General features: G+C 32.7%; 12 protein-coding genes. All 12 read right to left on the reverse strand.

From position 1 onward, the window contains the following. Nucleotides 1-14 precede the first annotated feature (14 nt). The 12 genes from GN138_RS06805 to GN138_RS06860 all read right to left on the reverse strand — a co-directional run bounded on the left by GN138_RS06805 (nucleotide 15) and on the right by GN138_RS06860 (nucleotide 16,784). On the reverse strand, nucleotides 15-1,421 hold the full coding sequence (locus GN138_RS06805; RefSeq protein WP_157363044.1) for a tetratricopeptide repeat protein: 1,407 nt from the start codon (nucleotides 1,419-1,421) through the stop codon (nucleotides 15-17). Nucleotides 1,422-1,582: 161 nt separating this feature from the next. Next, a complete protein-coding gene (locus GN138_RS06810; protein WP_157363045.1) occupies nucleotides 1,583-2,758 on the reverse strand; it encodes an aspartate aminotransferase family protein in 1,176 nt (391 codons plus the stop codon). Continuing rightward, nucleotides 2,759-4,621, reverse strand: coding sequence for an OstA-like protein (locus GN138_RS06815; protein ID WP_394366119.1), 1,863 nt, complete (start codon nucleotides 4,619-4,621; stop codon nucleotides 2,759-2,761). Nucleotides 4,622-4,707: 86 nt separating this feature from the next. Beyond that, on the reverse strand, nucleotides 4,708-5,988 hold the full coding sequence (locus GN138_RS06820) for an adenylosuccinate synthase (protein WP_157363047.1): 1,281 nt from the start codon (nucleotides 5,986-5,988) through the stop codon (nucleotides 4,708-4,710). 11 nt (nucleotides 5,989-5,999) lie between these two features. Further along, nucleotides 6,000-6,452 carry a Fur family transcriptional regulator gene (locus GN138_RS06825; RefSeq protein ID WP_157363048.1) on the reverse strand — a complete coding sequence of 151 codons (453 nt, stop codon included), beginning with the start codon at nucleotides 6,450-6,452 and terminating at the stop codon, nucleotides 6,000-6,002. A gap of 115 nt (nucleotides 6,453-6,567) precedes the next feature. Further along, nucleotides 6,568-8,775: a RelA/SpoT family protein gene (locus GN138_RS06830; RefSeq protein WP_157363049.1), complete on the reverse strand. Its 2,208-nt coding sequence runs from the start codon at nucleotides 8,773-8,775 to the stop codon at nucleotides 6,568-6,570. A 211-nt stretch (nucleotides 8,776-8,986) separates the two neighbouring features. Then, the gene (locus tag GN138_RS06835) at nucleotides 8,987-10,312 is read right to left on the reverse strand and encodes a TolC family protein (protein WP_231743047.1); all 1,326 of its coding nucleotides are present in this window, start codon (nucleotides 10,310-10,312) and stop codon (nucleotides 8,987-8,989) included. Between the two features lie 4 nt (nucleotides 10,313-10,316). Continuing rightward, a complete protein-coding gene (locus tag GN138_RS06840) occupies nucleotides 10,317-13,424 on the reverse strand; it encodes an efflux RND transporter permease subunit (RefSeq protein ID WP_157363050.1) in 3,108 nt (1,035 codons plus the stop codon). Between the two features lie 3 nt (nucleotides 13,425-13,427). Then, nucleotides 13,428-14,483 (reverse strand): efflux RND transporter periplasmic adaptor subunit, encoded by a 1,056-nt coding sequence (locus GN138_RS06845; protein ID WP_157363051.1) that lies wholly within the window; start codon nucleotides 14,481-14,483, stop codon nucleotides 13,428-13,430. 6 nt (nucleotides 14,484-14,489) lie between these two features. Then, nucleotides 14,490-15,092: a TetR/AcrR family transcriptional regulator gene (locus GN138_RS06850; RefSeq protein ID WP_157363052.1), complete on the reverse strand. Its 603-nt coding sequence runs from the start codon at nucleotides 15,090-15,092 to the stop codon at nucleotides 14,490-14,492. A 408-nt stretch (nucleotides 15,093-15,500) separates the two neighbouring features. Then, entirely contained in the window at nucleotides 15,501-16,220 is a 720-nt protein-coding gene (locus GN138_RS06855) for a 3-ketoacyl-ACP reductase (protein ID WP_157363053.1), read from the reverse strand. Nucleotides 16,221-16,334: 114 nt separating this feature from the next. Further along, nucleotides 16,335-16,784: an SET domain-containing protein-lysine N-methyltransferase gene (locus GN138_RS06860; RefSeq protein ID WP_157363054.1), complete on the reverse strand. Its 450-nt coding sequence runs from the start codon at nucleotides 16,782-16,784 to the stop codon at nucleotides 16,335-16,337. Nucleotides 16,785-16,788 lie beyond the last annotated feature (4 nt).

Consider the following 16,788-nt stretch of genomic DNA (forward strand, 5'->3'; position numbering starts at 1 on the left):
AGGTATGGTTTTTTTTAGTTCGATGACTTTTTACCATCTGAAATAATAGCCTTAATCATAGGTCTATCTGTAAGTTGTGGAAATAATTCTGAAACAATAAAGCTATAATCGATATTAAGACGTGTTGCATTTTTAAGATGAAAACGTCCTTCTTCAGATTGATGTACTGTAAAATAAAGGCCTGCTAAACGGTATTCTATCTCTGCATTTTCAGGGTAAAACTCTGTTGCTTGAAGTAAATTAAAAATAGCAGCTTGGTATTCACCTAGTGAAACTAAAATATCAGTTCTATTTAACCAAGTATCTAATTCATAATTCCCTAATTCTAAAGTGCGTTTATAAGCCTGTTCTGCTTCTTCTAAGAAATTTAAACGTTTGTTTACAGTTGCATATAATTTCCAGTAAACAACATTATCGCCGTCAACAGCTACAGCACGTCTTATATAATCATTGGCGTTATGATAGTCTAAACGTTTCATATAAAACTTAGTAATTGCAATCCACCCTTTATCTAATAAAGGGTCTTCATCGATGGTTTTTTTTAAAAACTGAATCGCTAAATCATCTTGTCCTAGTTTAGAGTAACATTTACCTATGCGTAATAGCGCAAATGATGTTGGGTCTTCTAAGGCCAAAGTGATTTTATAGTTTTCTATAGCTTCTTCATATTTTTTAAGTTTTTCTAAAACCTTACCTTTTTCAATATAAGCACCAACAAATGTGTCATCAGAAATAATGGCAAAATCAAAGGCAGCATTGGCTTTAGCAAAATCATTTATGGCAAAATATTGTCTTCCTAATTGGTGCCAAGCTACTTCGCAATATGGGTTTTTGTCAATAAAGAGATTAAGGAACTCAATGGCTTCTGTATTAAGATTTAGAAAATCGTAACAATAAATAAGGTTATGCAACGCTGAATAATCAGAAACATCACATTCAAGGCATTTTTTAAAGAATATAATGGCTTTATTAAATTTATCTAAAAACAAATATTCCATACCAACTAATGCATATAAATCCGCATCGTCTTCAGGTGTGTTAGACATTTCAATAGCAATAAGTAAAGTGTCTATTGCTTTTTGGTGTTCATCTTGTTTAGATAATACATTTGCTTTCTGAATAAAAATTTCTTCATTGGTAGGTTCTAAATTATGAAGTTGATCTAATAATTCGTCCGCTTCGCTGAACTTATTTTCAATGACAAAAATTTCTACTTGAAATAGTCTTAAGTTTATTGAGCTTGGGTGTTGCTCTAAACCTAACTTTATAGCGCGTTTAGATAAGGCTATTTTGCCATTCTCTAGGTAGTAATGAATTATATTTTCAAACTCGTTAGAGTCAAAGAATAAAATATCATTAGTCTTTAACATCGATTCAAATCGAGTGAGGGATAAGTTTTCGTCGTCGCGACTGTATTGCATAAAAGGATTAATAGTTCAGTGGAATAAAATTACATTTATACTTAAAACAAGATAGAATTTTTAAGTATTGTTTTTAACAAAGTAGTTAACATTGATAAAATACTATATTAAAAAATGCTTCAAATTCTGACTATTAGTGTAAATTATGCTCTGTGAAATGGTTAAATTTTATCTAATACGGAAGTGATAATTTTACAACCTTTAATTATTTCGTCATTAGAAATTGTTAAAGGAGGCGTAATTCTGATGGCTTTGGGTTCAAAAAGTAACCAAAATAATATTAAGCCTTGCTTCTGTGCTTCTAAAATTACATGGTTTGTTAACTCAGCATTTTCTGTAAAAGCTGCTAGCATTAAACCTCTTCCTCTAATTTCAGTGATGCGTTTATGTTGAAGTTGTTGACGTATTAATTGTTCTTTTTCTAAAGTTTCAGTAATAAGATTAGTCTCTGTAATCTCTTTTAAAGTGGCTAAAGCTGCAGCAGCAATTACAGGATTACCGCCAAAAGTAGTAATGTGTCCTAGTTTAGGGTTATCACTTAAAGTAGCCATCATTTCTCTAGATGCTGTAAATGCACCAATGGGTAAACCACCGCCTAAACCTTTGCCTGTTACTACAATATCTGGTTGACAATTGTAATTTTGAAAGCCAAATAATTTGCCTGTTCTACCTATTCCTGGTTGTATTTCATCTAAAATAAAAACCGCTCCAACTTGGTTACATCGTTTTTGAATTTTTGACAAATAATTATTTGTGGGTTCTATAAAACCAGCACCTCCTTGAATGGTTTCTAAAATAACGGCAGCTGTATTTTCTGTTATTTTGGCTATATCACTTTCTAAGTTAAATGTTATATGTTTTACATCTGGTATTAATGGTAAAAACGGTTTTTTACGTTCTTCGTAATCCATTAGACTCAATGAGCCCATTGTATTTCCGTGATATGCGTTATGTGCGGCAATAATTTCTGAACGCCCTGTGTAACGTCTTGCCAGTTTAATGCTACCTTCAATGGCTTCGGTTCCAGAATTTACTAGGTATGTAGATTTTAATGGTTTTGGTAAGTGCTTTGCTATTAGTTTTGCTAAATCTACAGCTGGTTGTTGCACATATTCTCCGTAAACCATAACATGGAGATATTGGTCTAATTGCGCTTTTACAGCATCAACGACTTTTGGGTGCGAATGGCCTAGACTACAAGCTGAAACGCCTGCAACAAAATCGAGATAGGCTTTGTTATGAGTATCGAAAATATAAGAACCTTTGGCGTGACTAATTTCCATCGCTAAAGGATGTGGTGTCGTTTGCGCTTGGTATTTTATAAAATCGTTTTTCAATTATTTATCTTCTTTTTCAACCACTTTTTTTACCTCTTCTTTTGCTTCTTTAGTTAAAGCATTAGGTGCATTTGTTTTCAAGGTTTTTTTAACTTGTTGAATTGGCGCTATACTATCCGTTTTACTGAGTGGTAACGCAGTAGTAGGTTTTGGTAAATTTCTAGCGGCTTTATTCTCCTTTTTCGGTACAGCCTTACCTGCTTCTTCAATACGTTCTGTAACAGTATCATCAATAAATTCTTCAGATGGAACGTAATCATCTAAACCTTTAATTATTGGTAAATTGAGAGGTGGATCATCTTTAAATAAATCTTCTACAGATAAAGGTCGTTCTTCACCACGCCAATCAAATCCTCTTAAACGCCTACCGTTTTTTGGAAATTCTGATTCTGGAAATAATTCAGCATCAGTTTGAAGTATAAAACGTGTTTCTACAATTTCTTTATTTTCAATTTGAATATTAATACTACCAGATTTAGATTTATCAATTCCAACAAGTTCATTTTTATCATTTCTTAGATAATATATAACTTCAGCATTCTTTATAATATCTACATTGTAGAGTTCATTATCTCTGAATAAACCAATTAGGCGTTTTCCTTTTATTTGATTATATCCATCTTCACTCAAGGTGTCTTTACTTACTATAAAAGCATTTTCAAATACCTTTAAAGAGTCTAGTTTTTCTGTAACTACATTAGAAATTAGGTGAATGGTGTCACCTGTCATTTGGTTGCCAACATTCCATAGAACAGGTTTTCGCTTAGTTGCAAAGGCGTCTGTAGAGCTAAATTTACTTAGATTAATTAATTGAGTTAGTCCTTTTTTATGATCAACATGAATAGAATCTGCTTTACCAGCCATATTACTTTTAAATAACTTTACATTATAAAAAGCTCTGGTAATGCGGTTAGGTTCCTTACCTGTTATCATTAAAGTGTCTGCATGTATATAAACTGAATCTTGTTCTTGAACCGTAATAGCTACCGCACGTTTGGTAATAAAAACTGAATCTTTTGCGCGCCAAACTTCTGCATAATGACCTCTAACGATACTTTTATTTAATGTATCGGTAACCGTTATATTATTGGTGGCTGAGGCAAAACTTTTATTGCGGTCAAAATATAAACTATCACCTTCTACGGTTCGGTTGTCGTAATCAATTCTGGCATTTCGTTGAAAATTTCCAACGTTATTATTGGTGTCATAAAAACCACGTTCGCAATACACCTTACTTGTTTCGCCAGTAATAGTTGATGGACCAAAAAGGTAAGCATGGCCATTTTCCGTAAAAAAGTCTAAACGTTCTGTGTTTAATGTGTACTGAGGATTGACAAGTACAACATCTTTTACAAATTGATATTTACTTGCAGCCATGTAGTAGCGACCAATTTTACTAGTAATGGTACCAGAAGAATCTCTAACGACTGTACCACCTGTGTTATAATAGGCTTGTTGTTTTACTCTATCAAAATGAAGTGTATCTGTTTTTAGTGTAGATTGAGGTTCTGTTAAAACCACATCACCTCTTGCAAAAGCTAGTTGTGTTTTACCACTATATTCAACATACTTGGCGACCATGTTTATAGTGTCACCTTGTTTCATAATAACGTTACTAAAGGCTTCAAGATAATCTTGGTCTTCGTAATAAATAGCTTTATCACACCAAACATTGACGCCTTTATGTATAAAATGAACTTGTTGAGATTTATCTCTAAGGAAAACTAAAGCACCATCCTCAATGTCTGGTGCTGTTGATGTATTACCTGAATATTCTACGGTTATTTTTTGTTTTTCTTGAGCAAAACCAAAGGTTACTGCAGTAAAACAAACAAAAAAGATTAGATTTTTAAAACGTTTCAAAGTCATATATTTTACAAAATAACACTTAAAAGATTTGCATTGGTATATGTTAACGTTTTTTTTAACAGAAAAAATATGTTAAAAATCTAAACCGTTTTACGAATAATAGTTTGCTTTCTATCTGGTCCTACAGATACAATTGTAATAGGAATGTTTAATTCTTTTTCTAAGAATTCTACATAAGCATTTAAATTATCTGGTAATTCTGATGCTTCTGTCATACCAGTTAAATCAGCATCCCAACCATTTATTTCTGTATAAATAGGAGTAACGTTTTCTTCTTCTATGTTATATGGTAAATGTGTAATAGTTTCACCTTTATAATTGTAAGATGTACACACTTTTAAGGTTTTAAAACCAGACAATACATCACCTTTCATCATTATTAATTGTGTAACACCATTAACTTGGCAAGCATAACGTAAAGCTACTAAATCTAACCAACCACAACGCCTTGGGCGGCCTGTTGTTGCACCAAATTCGTTACCAACTTTAGCCATAGTTTCGCCATCCTTATCAAATAATTCAGTAGGGAAAGGACCTGAACCAACACGTGTAGTATACGCTTTAAATATCCCGAAGACTTCACCAATTTGGTTAGGCGCAACACCTAAACCAGTACAAGCGCCTGCAGCAGTTGTATTAGATGACGTTACAAATGGGTAGGTACCAAAATCAATATCTAATAAAGAACCTTGAGCACCTTCTGCTAATATAGATTTACCAGATTGTTGTGCTTGGTGAACATATTCTTCAGAATCTATGAATTTTAAACTCTTTAACGTTTCAATAGCTTCAAAGAAATCAGTTTCTAATTCCTTTAGGTCGTATTGAATATCTACATCGTAAAAAGCAATCATTGCTTCATGCTTATCAGCTAAGGCTCTGTATTTATCTTTCCAATCGGATAATTCTATATCGCCAACTCTAATTCCGTTTCTTCCAGTTTTGTCCATATATGTTGGGCCAATACCTTTCAATGTAGAACCTATTTTAGCTTTTCCTTTGGAAGCTTCACTGGCAGCATCTAACAAACGATGCGTTGGTAAAATTATATGTGCTTTTCTAGAAATACAAAGCGATTTTCTGTAATCTATATTTTGTTCTTCTAATTTATCTAGTTCTTTTTTAAAAATAACAGGATCTATAACAACACCATTACCTACAAGGTTTACTTTACCTTCGTGAAAAATACCAGAAGGAATAGTGTGTAACACATGTTTTTTACCGTTAAAAACCAAAGTGTGACCTGCATTTGGTCCTCCTTGAAAACGTGCAATAATATCGTATTTAGAGGTAAATACATCAACAATTTTTCCTTTGCCTTCGTCTCCCCATTGTAGTCCAAGTAGTAAATCTACTGCCATTATATATTTTATTAGTCTTCTTTTTTACGATTGCCGTAAAAGTATAGTGAATGATTAGTTATTTGAATATTAAAAACCTCTTCTATGGTTTTCTTAATAGATTGAATACGTGGGTCACAGAATTCAATTACTTCGCCAGTATCTGTTAAAATAACATGATCGTGGTTTTTATCGAAATATGATTTTTCGTAATGTGCCTGACTTTGCCCAAATTGATGTTTTCGGACTAATGCACATTCTAGTAGTAACTCTATAGTGTTATAAAGTGTTGCTCTACTTACACGATAGTTTTTGTTTTTCATTTTGATATAAAGTGATTCTATATCAAAGTGCTCTTCACTGTCGTAAATTTCTTGAAGTATAGCATAACGCTCAGGCGTTTTTCTATGACCTTTGTCTTCAAGGAATTGAGTAAATACACGTTTTACTATTTCCTGATTACTTTCTTCTTTTGTTATATTCATAATTACGATGCAAATTTAAGTAATTTTTACATGAAATGAATTAAAAAAAATAAGGATTAAGAAAGAAAGAAATGAACATGCTTTTAATAACTTTTTTAAAGGTATAAAAAAGGCATCATACTCTAGAAACTTTATCTATACCATTAATTTTTTTTAGGTTATCAATTAATTTTTTAAGCATGGTTTGATTTTGTACATCTACGGTAATTCTTCCAGTAAAAACACCATCATCACTAGAAAAACTTAGACTTTTCATGTTAACATGCATGTTTTCTGATATTAGCTTAGTAATGTGGTTTACAAGTCCCATATCATCTATGCCAGATAATTTAAGTTGTGATGTGTATACTTGTTGCGATGAATCTATCCATTTTGCTTGTAAAATTCTATACGCATAGTTAGATTGTAAGCTTACTGCATTAGGGCAGTTTTTCTTATGAATTTTAATTCCATCATTAATGGTTAAAAAGCCAAAAACTTTATCTCCAGGTATAGGATTACAACAATTGGCTAAAGTATAATTTAGCTTTTCTTCTTCTTTGCCAAACACCAACATATCATACTTAGAAGTAATTTCTTCTTTATGTATATCTTTTGGTTGTGTGGGTTTGTAAATTTTATTTTTAAAATAACTTACAAGAGCATTGCTACGAGACGATGCAAAGGCTTTTAATTTTGTATTGTCTATAGTACCTATTCCTACACGATAGAATAAATCTAATGAGGTGTTTAGTTTAAAATAACTTACCAAATCATTTACAGAGCTTTCGTTTAAGTTAATTTTAAGTTGTTTTAATTTTCGTCTTAATATTTCTTTACCTTCTGCAGCTATAATTTTGGTATCTTCATTTAATGCAGATTTTATTTTACTTCTGGCTCTTGCAGTGGTTGCATAATCTAACCAATTGGCATTTGGTTTTGCATTGTCTGAGGTTAGAATTTCTACTCTGTCACCACTTTTTAATTCGGTGCTTAAAGGAACCAACTTACCGTTAACTTTTGCTCCTCTAGTTTTTAGACCAACTTCTGTATGAACACTAAAAGCAAAATCTAATGGTGTTGCACCTTTTGGTAAAGATTTTAAATCACCTTTAGGAGAAAAAACAAATATTTCTTTAGAGTATAAATTGAGTTTAAATTGTTCTACAAAATCTACAGCGTCTGTTTCGTGATTTTCTAAAGCCTCTTGCAAACGATTAATCCATAGGTCTAGATTATCTTCTTTTGCATCGGCATTTTTATATTTATAGTGCGCCGCATATCCTTTTTCAGCAATTTCATTCATGCGTTCACTTCTAATTTGAACCTCTACCCAACGACTTTTAGGGCCAACTACAGTAATATGTAGTGCTTCGTAACCGGTAGATTTAGGAGACGAAATCCAATCTCTTAATCTAATTGGGTTAGGAGTGAAGTGATCTGTAACAATGGAATAAATTTTCCAAGCTAAGAATTTTTCATTTGCTAAATCTGATTTATATATAATTCTTACGGCAAACTTATCATAGACTTCTTCAAAGGCGACACCTTGTTTTACCATTTTTCTACGAATACTAAAAATAGATTTAGGACGTCCTTTTATTTCATAATGAAGACCTTCCTTGGTAAGAGAGTCGTCAATTACTTTTGAAAATGCTTTTATGTAAGCATCTTGATCTTCTTTACTTTCTTTTATTTTTGCTAAAATGTCATTGTAGACCTCTGGTTCTGTATATTTAAGACCTAAATCTTCTAATTCGGTTTTAATATTATAAAGCCCAATTCTATGAGCTAGTGGTGCATAAATGTAAAGGGTTTCTGAAGCTATTTTCACTTGCTTGTCTGCGCGCATAGAATCCATAGTCTGCATATTATGCAAACGATCTGCTATTTTTATAATAATAACTCTAACATCGTCATTTAAAGTTAATAGCATTTTTCTAAAATTCTCTGCTTGAAGAGACACGTCCATGTCTTTTTTTAACGAAGAAATTTTTGTGAGTCCATCTACAATTCTGGCTACTGTTTCTCCAAATAATTGTTCCATATCATCTATGGTGTAATCCGGACTATCCTCTACCACATCATGTAATAAAGCGGCTGCAATAGATGTGGCATCCATACCAATTTCTTGCGCCACAATTTTTGCTACTGCAATAGGGTGAAAAATATAAGCTTCTCCAGATTTACGTCGTTGATCTTTATGAGCGTCAACAGCTACTTCAAAGGCGTGACGAATTAATTTCTTATCGTCATCCGTTAAAGTTTGGTAACTTACTTTTAGTAGCTCTTTATAAGCTTTTGCGATGGCTTTATTTTCTTTTTCTATAGCTTCCTCTGTCATAAGAACTAAAGTAAACAAAGTCTTTGATATAAGCAATGGGTTTTTTTAGAGAATTTTTGAAGTTATTTAAAAGATGGAATTTTCACGTTTTATAGATTCAATAGTTAACAGTATCGCTTATTTAAATCAAGTATCATTTTTGAAATAAAAAAAGCTAAAAACAGTGAAATTAAAACTGGTTTTAGCCTTTTTGCTGGTTTTAATTTTGCTATTAATCTAAATCTGGAATTTCTATTTGGTTGATACTATACAAGTATGTTGCTTCTTTTTGTTTAAAATTAGCTATGGCATTCACAACATCAGATTCGGCTTCTTCTTTGGCTTGTCTGGCATCTAATAAATCTGATAAATTATTTAAACCGTTGTTGTAGTTATCGCGTTGTGCTTCTAAATTTTCGGTAGAAAAATCGAGCTTATCTTTGGCAAATTGTATGCGTTTATTTGCTGTTTGTAAATCGTACCAATTTTTAGTAATGTATTTGGTTAATTGGTCTTCTATATCCAATAAATTATTTTCGGCAATTTGTAAATCCACTTCTTTTTGGTGAATTCGTTTTTTTTCTTTGCCCCAAAATGCCGAAATAGGAATGGTTACTGTCCCAAAAGCAATTGGTTGAACATCCATGTTAAAAGCATTGTTAAATGTGCCCACTTTTGCAGCATTAATACCTATTGCAACTTGTGGTAATAAGTTAGATTTTTCGTTTTTTATTTCTAATTGTGCCGCACTCACTTGCTTTTCTGATAACTGATAGAGGTTGTTGCTTTCTAAATCTATATTTAAATTGTTGCTTAAAATTGAAGCTGAAAAGTTGTCTTTTGTTATTGTGCTAGAAGCAACCATCGTAGTGTCGAAAGGTATGCCAACATACAGTGCTAAATCTAAAAGGGCAATTTTTCTTAAGTTAGAAAGTTCTAATTCGTTAGCCAGAATATTACTTTTTTCAACCTTTACTTGTAATAGTTGGCTTTTAGAAATGAGTCCTGCATCTAATAAATCTTGTTGCTGTTTTAAAAGCTCATTGACATAGGTTTTTCCGGCATTCAAAACTTTTTGTTGTTCTTGTATTTGTATTAATTGCCAAAATTTTAATTCGGTATTAAGCATCACAGAATCAACCGCTGTTTCATGACCAATTTTTCTAGCTTCCAGTTGTAATTCGGCAAGTTCGTTACCAATTCTAACTTTTCCACCAGCGTAAACGGCTTGTGTTGCCGTAGCACTTACAGAATATAAATTCTCTATGCCATTTGGTAAATACGTTGGAATTTCAGGTACCAAATAATCAAATGCCTGCACCGCAAATGCACTGGCAGATACTTCAGGGAAATAATTATGAAATGCTTCTTGTTTTACAAATTCGGCTCTTTTTATTAAAAGCGAATCGTTTTTAATACTTCTGCTATATTGCAGTGCTTTCTTTTTTAATTCCTCTAGTTTTAATTGTTTTTCTTGGGCATTTATAGTGGTGATGCTCAACAAGAAAATAAGAAAAAAGCTCGCTGTGAAATATGCTGATTTATAGGTGTTCATCATGATATTAAATGTTGTGTTCTTGTTCTTCTACTTTATCTTCATCTGCTCTAAAAAATAACCAATACAAAATCGGTAAGACATAAAGGGTTAATACCATAGAAACCAGTAAGCCAAATGCAATAACCGTTCCGAGTGGTCCCCAAAGACTAGAGCGACTAATAATCATAGGAGTTACACCTACAGCTGCAGCAGCTGAGGTTAAAAATATAGGCCGCATTCTACGCTCTGCCGATAAAATGGCAGCTTCTCTAAAGGTTTTACCATGGTGGCGATGAAGCTCATCTGCATAGTCTATTAAAATGATTCCATTTCTAACAACAATTCCACACAAGGCTAAAATGCCTAAGAACGATGTAAATCCAAAAGGATATTGCATTAAAAGAAGTCCGAGTGCTGCACCTAAAATACTTAATGGCATAGTTATAAAACTTAAAACCGCATGCTTAACTGATTTAAAATGCCAAATTAAAATGAGAACGATAATGATAACACTAACCATTAAAGACACTCCCATAGGAAGCAGATTTTCTTGAGCCATTTCAAACTCACCACCAAAATCTACCTTAATATGTTCAGGAAGGTTAAGTGTTTCTAATTTTGGTTTAATTTTATCTAAAACCACGTTGGCAACAGCACCTTTTTCAATATCAACTCTAACGGTTAAACAACGTAATCCATTTTGTCTAACAATACGCTCTTGTCCCCAGTTTGCTTTTATATCTGCCACCTGGTTTAATGGAATGCTCTTACCAGTAGCCGGAACAATAACAGAAAGTTGATTGAGCTCTGAAATGGTTTCGGCCTTATTGGTTTTAGACTTTACTTTTACGTTTATTGCATAGCTGTCATCGAAAATTTGTGTGGCGTGTAGGCCTTCCGTATTCATTGCAATGGTATTGGCGACATCTTGTTTTGTTAAGCCAGCTTGTGCCAGTTGTTGTTCTTTTAGTTTTATGCCAACTTTATTATACACTTCACCAAAATCGGTTCGAGACCAAATGGTTTGAGGGGTTTGTCTGGCAAGATTTATAATAGAATCTCCGTATTTATTCAGTTCAGCAATATCCTCACCATATAATTTAATTTCAATTGGTGCAGGTTTACCCACCATGTTTAATTGCTTCATCCGTAAATATGCATTCGGAAACATATCAGCATATTTTTCGTCGTAATCTCTTAAAACTTCTTCTGTAGCATCATCAGAAGTTGTTGTAACTAGAATTTGAGCATAGTTTTTTGCTGGTAAATTAGGCGCATAAACCATATGGAATCTTGGTGAACTTTCGCCTATAAAACTGGTGTAGTTAACCACGCGATCATCATTAGCTAATACTTTTTCAAATTCGTTAACAACTTTAGCGGTTTCTTCTAAGTTGCTAGATTTATTTAGGTTAACTTCTACTGCAAATTGATTTCTTTCCACTATTGGAAATAATTCTTGACTTACATTTGAGAATAAAAACAAACCTAAAACAATAGAAAGTACACCTGCTATAACTGTAATTCGGTAATGCTTCATAGCTCTATTTACCGTACTGTTAAAGAAATTTTGAATGCGGTCTAGCATCGATTTTTTGTGTTCTTCCCCTTCTTTTTTATTAGCATGCAATCCTTTTTTAATAAAAACGGTATTTAAATGCGGCACCAACAACACAGAAATGGTTAACGATAAGAATAAGGCTATAGATATCGTCCATGGGAAGGTACTTAAAAAGTCTTTTGCTGTACCACTCATAAAAAACATTAGTGGGAAAAATGTTGCCGAAATCGCTAAGGTTGCAGTGAATACAGATGGAAACAATTCGGTAGCACTTTCTAAAGCGGCTTTCCAACGGGATTTACCTTCATCTAGTTTTTCAATATAATTATCAATAACCACAATTGGGTCGTCTACCACAATACCTAAAACCACAATTAAAGCAGCTAGGGTAACGGTGTTTAATTCCATATTTAATAAATACATCACTGCCAAAGTAGAGGCAATGGTAATAGGAATCGTTGCTGCAGCTAGTGACGCGACACGGAACGGTAGTAACAACATACATACCAATATAACGCCCATAAGTGCGTAACCAAACTCTTTCATAAAATGCGCTATAGAATGGTGTACAGCTTCTGGTTGGTCCGCAATAACATTGATGTTAATGTCTTGCGGTAAGTCTTCTTTTATTTTGGATATATGTTCTTCAATCTCATCACCAAATTGAACAATATTGTTGCCTTTGGCCATTTCTAAAGTAATAATAATACTTCGGGTGCCGTTGCTTTGAATGTAAGAATCTGGCTCATTATATTCGCGTTTTACGTCAGCAATATCGCTAACACGAACCACATTTCCGTTGTCATCTGAAGCAAGAATGTGTTGCGAAATATCTGCAATATTATTAAATGATGGATTAATATGAATAGGATAATCTATGGTTTCCGATTCTAAATCTCCTGCAGCATTAATAGCACCTTGCGCATTTAAACTTTGCATTAACATGCCCGGACTTATGGCATATTCTGCGAGTTTATTTTGGTCTACGTAGACTGCAATTTGCTCAGTTATACTTCCGGAATAGCTAATTTTAGCCATTTCCTCAATGCCACGTAAATCGTCTATAATTTCTTCGGCATGCAGTTGTAAATCTTTATACGGTCTGTCTTTAGATTCTACCGTTAAAATCATGGCAGCAGTGTTACCAAAATCGCTATTAACTATAACGCCTCTAACTTCTGGTGGTAAGGACGTTTGCTGAAAAACAAATAAATCGTTTTTTAATCTGTTCCAAAATTGCTGTGTTTCATATTTATCAACTCTATTTGCAATTTCAACATAAATATAGCTCATACCATCTTGCGAATACGAGTACGTTTTTGCTTTGTCTATTTCATTATAGCTAAATAAATATTCTTCTAATTTTGTGGTGAGTTGTGCTTCAACCTCTTCAGAACTTGCTCCAGGATATACACCAACAACAAGTCCTGTACGTATGGTAAAATCTGGAAACTCGTTTCTAGACATATTAACTAAGCCCAAAATACCAATACAAAAAAACACCACAGCTAGCGCTACAGGGAAAGCGGTGTTTTTCATTCCCCATTCAATAAGTGAACCTTTTTGTTTCATCTTTTATTTTGTTAAAATTTTAATGGGTGTATTGTTTGTTAGTTTGTGGTAGCCAGAAGTAATAACTTTATCTCCAATAGCAAGGCCACTTTTAATTTCTATACCATCGTTATAGAGTTTACCTATTTCCACGATTTTGCGTTGTGCTGTTTGGTTTTCGGTATTGACTACATAAACAAAATTTTGACCTTCGTTGGTTATGGAAACCACATCTATAGGAAGTTTAAAAGTTTGCTTTGAAGTATCGCTTACCGTGTTAATTTTATCTTCAATAATATTAGTACAGGTCATTCCTGGTTTTAAAATTAAATCAGGATTGTTTACCGTGATTTTAGCAGTATAAACAGGGGTTTGGCTTTCGGATTGTACGGCAATTTCGGTTAAAGTGCCTGAAAATGTTTGGTTTAATGTTGGGACATAAATATTTGCTTTACTACCTGTTTTATAATTGTTGATTTCATGGTCTGATAAGGAAATGATGGCTTGTACTTTACTTAAATCTACCAATTCTACAATAGGTCTTCCTGGTGAAGCCACATCGCCAGATTCCATTAATTTGTTGCTGATATAACCGCTAAAAGGTGCTGTTAATTTGGTATGGTTTACATTTTTGCTTGCTGCATTCAAAGCCGATTGTGCTTGTTCGTAATTAGATTTTGCTTCTAGCATTCGTATTTCGGCAATACTCCCTTTTTGAAACACATTATTTATTCTTGTAAAGTTTTCTTTAGCTAGGTTGGCTTGCGCTTTATTAGCTTCATATTGTGCATTGTATATTGAAGGGTCTATGGCAGCGATAAGTTGTCCTTTTTTTACATAGTCGCCCAAATTAACCGGTAGTTTTGTGATATCTCCTGCAACTTGAAAACTAACATTGGCTGTTTTTATAGGTTTAATAATACCAGGAAATTTTTCGGAATTACTATCTACACCATTGTCCTGTGTTATATTTACAATATTTACGGCTATAGGATTAATTGATTTGCTTGTTTGTTCTTCTCCACAAGACACTATTAAGAGTCCAAAGAGCAAGGTGTATAAAAAATGTTTAGTCATCATTTTTGCTTATTTGATTTTTAATGATTGTATAAGCAGATTGTTAATCCACTTTATTTTTGTTAGGATATCGCTTTTAAAAGACTCGTAAATAAAATATTCTTTTTTAGTGTTTTCGGTGGTATTTATAATAACAGTTGCCAAGAAATTAATATGTTCATCATCTAGCGTTTTTATTTCATTATTTTCTATAGCCCATATGAGACAGTTTTTTATGACGTCCATGTCTTGCTCACGTAATTGAACGGCTAAAGATGATATAAAATCTTCACCTTCTCTTAAATCATTTAGTATGGCTTTGTAGGTTTCTACACCACTTTTGATATGAATGATTTGTTCGTTGGCATATATGGAAAGATTTGTTTCTAAGCTATTATTACTAGAAAGTTTAGATTTATAACTCTTTAATAGTGGTTTGTGAAAATCAACCATAAATGCTTTAAAAACATCCTCTTTATTTTTATAGTAATAATAGAGTGTGCTTCTACCTTTTCCACTAGCTTCTGCGATTAGTGCCATATTGGCCTTATTATAACCGTAGTTTTTAAATACCGTTTTAGCAGCTTCGATGATTTGGTTTTTTACGAATTCGTCTTTAGTTAAATTCGACATATATTTAGTTTATGTTTGTTTTTCGACAAAAGTACAAATAATGTCTAAAAATTGATTAAAAGAAATAATAATTAACAAAATATTAAAATATAAGACTTGTAATTAGAGTTGTGCTATTAATTGGTTTAGACGTCTATTGGATTAATAAAAAGACATCGAAGTATTCTTAGTGAAAATCACAGTTATCGATAAAGTTTGAAACTGGGAAGGTTTCATTAAGACCATGTAATCTCTATGTTGAATGGCGTCTGGATAACATAAATTTGGCATTAATTATAAAATCAACTAAAGGAAGATTTTTAATTGATGATATTATAGTTTATGTGGTGAAAAACTAAATATATGACGTGGTAAAACAACAAAACCCACAATAAAGTGGGTTCTGTTTAATAGTTTTATTACACTAAATTACGGATTGGTAGACCATAATGACGCATTAGCCATCATAGCGCGTCTTGGTAATTTTAATCCTGATACAATTAACTCTGCAAAATCTTCTGGTTGTAAAACGCTGTCTTCAGAATTACTATCTGCAATACCTAAGCCAATTGACATATCTGAAGCAATTGTACTCGGTGTTAATGTACATACTCTAATATTGTTTTTTCTTACTTCTTTCATTAGTGATTGCGACATACCAATGACTGCAAATTTAGATGCTGAATATGCAGAAACTGTGGCATTACCATTTAAACCAGCAGTTGAAGATACGTTGATAATATCACCTTCGTTTTTATCAATTAAATGTGGTAAAACTTCTTTAGTTACATAATACATTCCCATTAGGTTGGTCTGTATAATTTGGCTCCATTGGCTCACTTCCATATCTATAAAAGAACCAAAAGCCGCAATACCTGCATTGTTTACTAAAATATCTATAGTACCTAAAGTGTCAATTAAAGATTTAATGTTTGTTTTAACGTCTTCATAATTACTGATATCAAAAGCAGCGTAAGTAGCATTAACACCTAGAGCTTTTAATTCTTCAACGGTTGCTTTTAGAGTTTCTTCATTTCTTCCTGTGATAGCAACATCAATGCCTTCTTTTGCAAATGCAATCGCAGTTGCTTTTCCAAGACCTCTACTGCCTCCTGTAATTATTGCTTTTCTATTTTTTAGCTCTGTCATGATTTTATATTTTCTGTATTCAAAGTTATAAAAACAGCGATTGTTTTATGTTATAATAATGTGAAGTTAATACACAATTTTCCTAAAAAAAAGATAGAGTAGAAGAGGTTAGGTCTAATTAGAGTGTTTTTTCCAGTATGGTTCACCATAGCTACAAAATATTTCTTCGCCTGCATCAATGTTTCTAGCGGCTTTGATACAAACTTTATCGTTATCATTTAAAGTAATAATGGCATTATTTTTAAATGGACTTTCTATTAAACCTTCGGCATCATTGGCATATTTAGCAAAACAATCTGTATGCATGCTATCCATTATTGAGCCATCTAGTAGATTGATAAAATATCTATCCTCGTTACGTTGCGCTCTTTGTTCTGCTTCTAGATTATTAATAATGTCACCTTTAAACAATGCAATAATTTCATCTTCAAAAATATCGATAGCCGTAAATAGGCCTTTGCCAGCATTTTGAATTTGAGAAGTTTCGGTGTATAAATAATCAGATTCTGAGGCTTCAATGATGTTTAAGTTGATATAGTCGTCGTCCTTTGAAGAATTAATCAAGATT

This window comes from Winogradskyella endarachnes (assembly GCF_009741275.1).
Lineage (GTDB): Bacteria > Bacteroidota > Bacteroidia > Flavobacteriales > Flavobacteriaceae > Winogradskyella > Winogradskyella endarachnes.

Excerpts from the sequence above, each read along its gene's own strand:
- GN138_RS06805 (WP_157363044.1), bottom strand. The coding sequence starts at position 1,421 with ATGCAATACAGTCGCGACGACGAAAACTTATCCCTCACTCGATTTGAA.
- GN138_RS06820 (WP_157363047.1), bottom strand. The coding sequence starts at position 5,988 with ATGGCAGTAGATTTACTACTTGGACTACAATGGGGAGACGAAGGCAAA.
- GN138_RS06825 (WP_157363048.1), bottom strand. The coding sequence starts at position 6,452 with ATGAATATAACAAAAGAAGAAAGTAATCAGGAAATAGTAAAACGTGTA.
- GN138_RS06830 (WP_157363049.1), bottom strand. The coding sequence starts at position 8,775 with ATGACAGAGGAAGCTATAGAAAAAGAAAATAAAGCCATCGCAAAAGCT.
- GN138_RS06835 (WP_231743047.1), bottom strand. The coding sequence starts at position 10,312 with ATGATGAACACCTATAAATCAGCATATTTCACAGCGAGCTTTTTTCTT.
- GN138_RS06840 (WP_157363050.1), bottom strand. The coding sequence starts at position 13,424 with ATGAAACAAAAAGGTTCACTTATTGAATGGGGAATGAAAAACACCGCT.
- GN138_RS06845 (WP_157363051.1), bottom strand. The coding sequence starts at position 14,483 with ATGATGACTAAACATTTTTTATACACCTTGCTCTTTGGACTCTTAATA.
- GN138_RS06850 (WP_157363052.1), bottom strand. The coding sequence starts at position 15,092 with ATGTCGAATTTAACTAAAGACGAATTCGTAAAAAACCAAATCATCGAA.
- GN138_RS06855 (WP_157363053.1), bottom strand. The coding sequence starts at position 16,220 with ATGACAGAGCTAAAAAATAGAAAAGCAATAATTACAGGAGGCAGTAGA.